This window comes from Isoptericola sp. NPDC056578 (genome assembly GCF_042793275.1).
In the GTDB taxonomy this organism is placed as follows: Bacteria; Actinomycetota; Actinomycetes; order Actinomycetales; family Cellulomonadaceae; genus Isoptericola.
Genome location: NZ_JBHTVC010000058.1, coordinates 24,338 through 30,613, shown reverse-complemented (window position 1 = coordinate 30,613; position 6,276 = coordinate 24,338). Strand labels below are relative to the sequence as shown.

The window sequence follows — 6,276 nt, the reverse complement described above, 5'->3', positions numbered from 1 at the left end:
CTCGGAGCGGAGAACGTGCGCAACCGCCTGTTCGGCAGGGGTCAGTGCGCGAAGTGGCGCGTCCCGGTGAGGTACATCGTCACGCCGGCGGCCTGGGCTGCCTCGATCACCTCGGCGTCGCGGATGGACCCGCCGGGCTGCACGACGGCGCGGACGCCGGCGTCGAGCAGCACCTGCAGACCGTCGGCGAAGGGGAAGAACGCGTCGGACGCGGCGACCGCGCCGCGCGCCCGCTCCTGCCCGTCGGCGAGCGTGTTCGCGCGCTCGACGGACAGCCGGCAGGAGTCGACGCGGTTGACCTGGCCCATGCCGATGCCGACGGCGGCGCCGCCCGAGGCGAGCAGGATGGCGTTGGACTTGGCGGCGCGGACGGCCTTCCACGCGAACGCCAGGTCGGCGAGGGTGGCCTCGTCGGCGGCCTCGCCGGCGGCGAGCGTCCACGACGCGGGGTCGTCGCCCTCGGCCTGGAACCGGTCGACCTCCTGGACGAGCATCCCGCCCGAGATCGGTCGGTTCTCGGCGACGGCGTGCGGCGGGGTGTCGACCACGAGCAGGCGCACGTTCTTCTTGGCCTGAAGGATCTCCAGGGCCTCGGGCTCGAAGCCCGGGGCCACGACGACCTCGGTGAACACGGGCGCGATCTGCTCCGCAGCGGCCTTCGTGACGACCCGGTTGGCCGCGATGACGCCGCCGTACGCGGACACGGGGTCGGTGGCGTGCGCGCGGGCGTGCGCCTGCGCGATGTCGTCGCCGACGGCGATGCCGCAGGGGTTCGCGTGCTTGATGACCGCCACCGCGGGGCCCTCGTGGTCGTGCGCGGCGCGCCACGCGGCGTCCGCGTCGACGTAGTTGTTGTAGCTCATCGCCTTGCCGTGCAGCTGCGTGGCCTGGGCGAGGCCGGTGCCGCCGTCGGTCCGGGTGAACAGCGCGGCCCGCTGGTGCGGGTTCTCGCCGTAGCGCAGGACGGCGGCGCGCTCGAACGTGGCGCCCGCGACGTCGGGCATGTGCGACTCGAGCGCCGTCTCGTCGGGCGCGTGGGCGCTCGCGAACCAGGAGGAGACGGCGACGTCGTACTGCGCGGTGTGCGCGAACGCGGCGGCCGCGAGGCGCTTGCGCTGCGCGAACGTGAAGCCGCCCCCCTGGACCGCGGCGACCACGTCGTCGTACCGCGCCGGGTCGACGACGACGGCGACGCTCGGGTGGTTCTTCGCCGCGGCGCGGACCATCGAGGGCCCGCCGATGTCGATCTGCTCGACGACCTCGTCCGGGCCGGCGCCGGACGCGACCGTGGCCGCGAACGGGTACAGGTTCACGACGACGAGCTCGAACGTCTCGATGCCGAGGTCGGCGAGCTGGGCGAGGTGGTCGGCCTTGCGGGTGTCGGCCAGGATGCCGGCGTGCACGCGGGGGTGCAGCGTCTTGACGCGCCCCTCGAGGCACTCGGGGAAGCCGGTGAGCTCCTCGACGCGGGTGACGGGGACGCCGGCGTCGGCGATCTTCGTGGCCGTGGAGCCGGTGGAGACGAGCTCCACGCCCGCGGCGTGCAGGGCGGTGGCGAGCTCGGTCAGGCCGGTCTTGTCGTAGACGCTGAGCAGCGCACGGCGCACGGGGCGCTGCGCGTCGTCGGCGAGCTGGACGTCGGGGGCGGTGGGTGCTCCGGACATGAGTGTCTTCTCCTCGGGCGGGTTCTCGCGGAAAGACCCTCGCACCCAGGCGGGCGGCGCGCATGGCGGGACGTGTCGGCCGCTCCCCGGTGGTGACCCACCCTCGCCAGTCACGGCCGCGGCGAGTCTACCGAACGTCGTCCTCACGAGTCACGACAGGGGTCACGGCAGCGCCACCTCCATGCCGAGCAGGCGCCAGGCCCGGGCCGCCGTGTCCGCGCGGTCCGCCGCGGGCCGCCGGGTGAGCGCGCCGGCCACGAGCTCGACGCCGAGCATGAGGTCCTCGACGGTGGCGCCGGCGGGCACCTGCCCGGCGTCGAGCGCCGCCTGGTGGTGCGCGGCGAGCACGGCCGCGACCCGCTCGCGCAGCTCCAGCATGCGCCCCGGCCGGTCCTCGACCAGCAGGTCGACCACCCCGACGGACTCGATGGCGTGCCGCGTCACGAGCCCGAGGAGCTCCGGCAGCGCGGCGCCCGCGGCCGACGCCGCCTCCAGCGCGTCCACGTTCTCCTCGACGACGGCGGCCACGAGGGAGACGCGGTCCGGGAAGTGTCGGTAGAGGCTGCCCTGCCCGACGCCGGCGCGGCGCGCGACCGCGCTGAGCGGCGCGGCCGTGCCGGACTCGGCGAAGACCGCGTGCGCCGCCTCCAGGAGCGCCGCACGGTTGCGGGGCGCCGCCGCGGGGCCGGGGTTGCTCCGGGCGGACGGGTGCGGGTTGCTCCGGGCGGTGGGCACCGGAATAGACTAGCAACCGGACAGAGTTGTCCGGTTAGTTGTCCGGTTAGTTGTCCGACGAGTTCGGCATCCACCAGCGAAGGAGACCACCATGGCCCTGTCCGCATCCTCGACCGTCGGCGAGTGGCTCGACCACCCCGTCGGGGGCCGCATCCTCGGCGCCGTCCTCGAGCAGGCCGGCGCGTCGGCCGAGGCGCTCGCCCCGGCGCGCAACCTGCCGCTCGAGCAGCTCGTCGCCCTGTCGAACGGGCAGTTCCCCGCCGAGATGGTCGACGGCCTCGTCGCCGCCTACCGCGAGCAGGCGCCCGACGACGCCGACGCCGCCGACGGTGGCTCCCCCGCCCCCGCGGCCTGGGCCGAGCAGGTCACGCCGGGCCGCTTCGCGGGCCAGACCGTCGTGGTGACCGGTGCGGCCTCCGGCATCGGCCGTGCCGTCGCGTCCCGCGTGGCCCGCGAGGGCGGCCGCGTCGTCGCCGTCGACCTCGCGAAGGAGAAGCTGGACGAGCTCGCCGCGTCCCTCGCGGGGGCCGCGCCGGGCGCCGAGGTCGTCGCCGTCGCGGGCGACATCACGTCTGCCGAGTCGGTCGAGGAGATCGTGCGCGCCGCCGGCGACCGCGTCGACGCCCTCGCCAACGTCGCCGGGATCATGGACGACATGGGCGCGGTGCACGAGCTCACCGACGCGACGTGGGAGCGCGTGATGCGCGTGAACGTCGACGGCACGATGCGCCTCATGCGCGCCGTCCTGCCCGGGATGCTCGCCGCCGGCCGCGGCCGCATCGTGAACGTCGCCTCGGAGGCGGGCCTGCGCGGGTCCGCGGCGGGCGCCGCGTACACGGCGTCGAAGCACGCCGTCGTCGGCCTCACCAAGTCGTCCGCCGTCATGTACGCGGGCTCGGGCGTGCAGGTGAACGCCGTCGCGCCCGGCGGGGTCGCGACCGGCATCCAGGTGCCCACGCAGGCCGAGTTCGGCGGCGCCCGGCTGGGCCGGTACATGGGCAACATCCCCGGCATCGCGACGGCGGAGCACCTCGCCGCGTCGATCACCTTCCTGCTCTCGACGGACGCCGTGAACCTCAACGGCGCGATCCTCGCGTCGGACGGCGGCTGGTCGGCGGTCTGACAGCCCGGCGAGCCGTCAGGGCCGGGGCGGGACACACCGCCCCGGCCCTGACGGCTCGGGGCGTCACTCGGCCGGCAGCGGGAGGGCGTCGTCGGCCCAGGTGTCGGGCGTGCCCACCCGCCACAGCGACCGCACCAGGCACAGCCCCACGACCGTCGCGGCGAGCAGCGCGACGAGGGTCCAGAGCACGACGCCGATGCCGCCCGCCCCCAGGAGGCTGCCGCCGACCAGCGGCGCGAACGGCATCGCGGCCACCCCGCTGAGCCCGAGCACCGACGCCAGCCGCCCCTGCATCTCTCCCGGCGTGATCGCCGCCGTGTAGCCCGCCATCGCGGCATTGACGGCCGGGATGAGCAGGGCGCCCACCCCGATGAGCACGACGTACGCGAGGTAGGTCTGCACGAGGGCCATGCCCGCGAACGCGGCGACCAGCACCCCGAGGGACACCACGGTCACGGTGCCGAGCCGCAGCCGCGCGACGAGGCGCGGCGCGAGCAGCGAGCCGAGGAGCATCGAGCCCGCCGCGACCATGTTGAAGACGCCGATCAGCACCGGCGGCACGCCCGTGCTGGCGAGCTCCAGACTGATGCCGATCATCATCCCGCCCAGCGCGACGTTGACCGCGACGAACAGACCCAGGCACGCACGGAACAGCGGCACCGCCCACACGAAGCGCAGTCCCTGCTTCAAGGCGTCGAGCGGACGGGTGGCGCGGGCTGCGGCGTCGTCGCCACCCAGGGGCTGCTTGACGAAGAACGCGCACACGGCCGTAGCCGCGTCTCCTACGACGGCCCCGAGCATCGGCACCACCTGCGCGACACCGTAGAGCGCGCCGCCCAGCGGTCCGCCGAGCATCCCGGCGACGGCGTCGCGCCCTTGCGCGGCGGCGTACGCGGTGGGCAGCTGGGGCTGCGGGACGACGGCGCGGAACGCGCCGCTGATGGCCGGGTCGAGGAACGCGGTGGCGACCGCCGCACCGAAGAGGACTACGACGAGATGCCACGCGGTGAGCCCGCCGAGGACCCCCGCGACCACGACCGTCCCCCACAGCAAGGCCGCCACGCTCGCGGCCACGACGACCAGCCGGCGCCGGTCCGTGCGGTCCGCGACGACGCCGGCCGGCAGCGCCGCGAGCAGCGCCCCCGTCTGCCCGATCGCCGCCACGACCCCCGCGGCGGTCGGCGAGCCGGTGAGCTGCAGCGCCAGAAGCGGCACGGCGAACTTGGTGATGCTGCCGCCCAGCGACTGGGTGGTGAGGCCGGACATCAGCAGCAAATACGGCCGGTTGCGGCGCAGCGGCGCGAGCGTCCGGGGTGCGCCGGCGGTGGCGTTCTCGCTCGCGGTGGACGGCGCTGCGGCCGTCAGGGTCTCGGTCATGAGCACGACGCTAGACCCGCAACATCTATTGCGCAATAGTAATTGCGCATCTGATGTTGCGGGATTCTTGCTAGGCTCGCCCCGTGCTGGAGACCATGGAGATCAGCGAGCCCGCGGCGCTGCGCGCCATCGCGAACCCCGTCCGTCAGCGGATCCTCATGCAGCTGTCCGTAGTGGGGCACGCACGCGCGGCGGACCTCGCCGAGGCAATCGGACAGCCCGCCAACTCGGTGAGCTTCCACCTGCGCGTGCTCGCCAAGGTCGGGCTCATCGTCGAGGCGCCGGAGCACGCGCGCGACAAGCGCGACCGCGTGTGGACCAACGTGGCGGAGACTTATCAGATCAAGTCGAACTCCCCCGCAGCCGGGACGGCGATCCTGCGGCCCGCGCTGCGATGGATCTCCGACGTCTTCACGCACGACGCGCGGGACGATGGCGGCGCCCGGCGGCAGTTCCTGCTCACGACGCTCCTCCTCACCAAGGACGAGGCGGACGAGATGGCGCAGGAGCTGTCCGCGCTCGTCGAACGCTGGAGCGAGGAGAACCTGGCGAAGGCCCGTGAGAACACGAAGATCCCGCGCGAGACCTACCAGGTGGTCACCGTGCTGGGCCCGCGCGACGACACGACGGCGGAGGGCGACGGCGACGGCGCGCAGGCGCCGACGGGCTGACGGTCGAAGGTCGAGCGACCTCAGCCGACGATCGCGCGCCGCCCGTCGACGCGCAGCCCGTCCCGGGCGACACGGCCGACGGTCTCGACGAGCAGGGCGCGCTCGGCGACCTTGATCCGCTCGTGCAGGGCCGCCTCGTCGTCGCCGTCGAGCACGGGCACGGTGGCCTGCGCGAGGATCGGACCGGTGTCGACGCCGGTGTCGACCACGTGCACGGTGCACCCGCTGACCTTCACGCCGTAGGCGAGGGCGTCGCGCACGCCGTGCGCGCCCGGGAACGACGGCAGCAGCGCGGGGTGCGTGTTGACGATCCGCCCGGAGAACCGCTCGACGAACGAGGGCGCGAGGATGCGCATGAACCCGGCGAGCACGACGTAGTCGGGCCGGAAGACGGCGACGGCCTCGGCCATGCCGACGTTCCAGGCGGGGCGGTCGTCGAAGTCCTGCGGGGCCACGACGACCGACGCCACGCCCGCGTCGCGGGCCAGGTCGAGCGCCCCGGCGCCGGGCTTGTCGGAGACCACGCCGACGACGCGCGCGCCGTACGCCGCGTCGTCGTGGGCCGCGAGCAGCGCCGCGAGGTTGGAGCCCCCGCCGGAGGCCAGGACGACGAGCCGGGCCTGGGCCGTGCCCTGGGCGGAGGTGGACGCGACGGGGTGGCCGGACGGGGTCTGCACGACGTCACCCTACCCGCGAGCTCCCCCCG

Annotated in this window: 6 protein-coding genes; 2 read left to right on the top strand and 4 right to left on the bottom strand. The window is 74.6% G+C overall.

Annotated elements, in window-relative coordinates; genetic code table 11:
• Positions 1-41: 41 nt before the first annotated feature.
• On the bottom strand, positions 42-1,664 hold the full coding sequence (gene purH, locus ACFQ80_RS18330; RefSeq protein WP_430564645.1) for a bifunctional phosphoribosylaminoimidazolecarboxamide formyltransferase/IMP cyclohydrolase: 1,623 nt from the start codon (positions 1,662-1,664) through the stop codon (positions 42-44).
• A 162-nt stretch (positions 1,665-1,826) separates the two neighbouring features.
• Positions 1,827-2,399 (bottom strand): helix-turn-helix domain-containing protein, encoded by a 573-nt coding sequence (locus tag ACFQ80_RS18325; RefSeq protein WP_430564644.1) that lies wholly within the window; start codon positions 2,397-2,399, stop codon positions 1,827-1,829.
• A 91-nt stretch (positions 2,400-2,490) separates the two neighbouring features.
• Here ACFQ80_RS18325 and ACFQ80_RS18320 point away from each other — a divergent pair, with 91 nt between their 5' ends.
• Positions 2,491-3,522 carry an SDR family NAD(P)-dependent oxidoreductase gene (locus ACFQ80_RS18320; protein WP_430564643.1) on the top strand — a complete coding sequence of 344 codons (1,032 nt, stop codon included), beginning with the start codon at positions 2,491-2,493 and terminating at the stop codon, positions 3,520-3,522.
• Positions 3,523-3,585: 63 nt separating this feature from the next.
• Here ACFQ80_RS18320 and ACFQ80_RS18315 read toward each other — a convergent pair whose 3' ends face one another.
• A complete protein-coding gene (locus ACFQ80_RS18315) occupies positions 3,586-4,899 on the bottom strand; it encodes an MFS transporter (RefSeq protein WP_430564642.1) in 1,314 nt (437 codons plus the stop codon).
• A gap of 83 nt (positions 4,900-4,982) precedes the next feature.
• Here ACFQ80_RS18315 and ACFQ80_RS18310 point away from each other — a divergent pair, with 83 nt between their 5' ends.
• Positions 4,983-5,570, top strand: coding sequence for an ArsR/SmtB family transcription factor (locus tag ACFQ80_RS18310; protein ID WP_430564641.1), 588 nt, complete (start codon positions 4,983-4,985; stop codon positions 5,568-5,570).
• Positions 5,571-5,590: 20 nt separating this feature from the next.
• Here ACFQ80_RS18310 and purN read toward each other — a convergent pair whose 3' ends face one another.
• Positions 5,591-6,247, bottom strand: a complete 657-nt coding sequence (gene purN / locus ACFQ80_RS18305) for a phosphoribosylglycinamide formyltransferase (protein WP_430564640.1) — start codon at positions 6,245-6,247, stop codon at positions 5,591-5,593.
• Between the last annotated feature and the right edge of the window lie 29 nt (positions 6,248-6,276).

Coding starts and splice junctions, on each gene's coding strand:
- purH (WP_430564645.1), bottom strand. CDS start 1,664: ATGTCCGGAGCACCCACCGCCCCCGACGTCCAGCTCGCCGACGACGCG.
- ACFQ80_RS18320 (WP_430564643.1), top strand. CDS start 2,491: ATGGCCCTGTCCGCATCCTCGACCGTCGGCGAGTGGCTCGACCACCCC.
- ACFQ80_RS18315 (WP_430564642.1), bottom strand. CDS start 4,899: ATGACCGAGACCCTGACGGCCGCAGCGCCGTCCACCGCGAGCGAGAAC.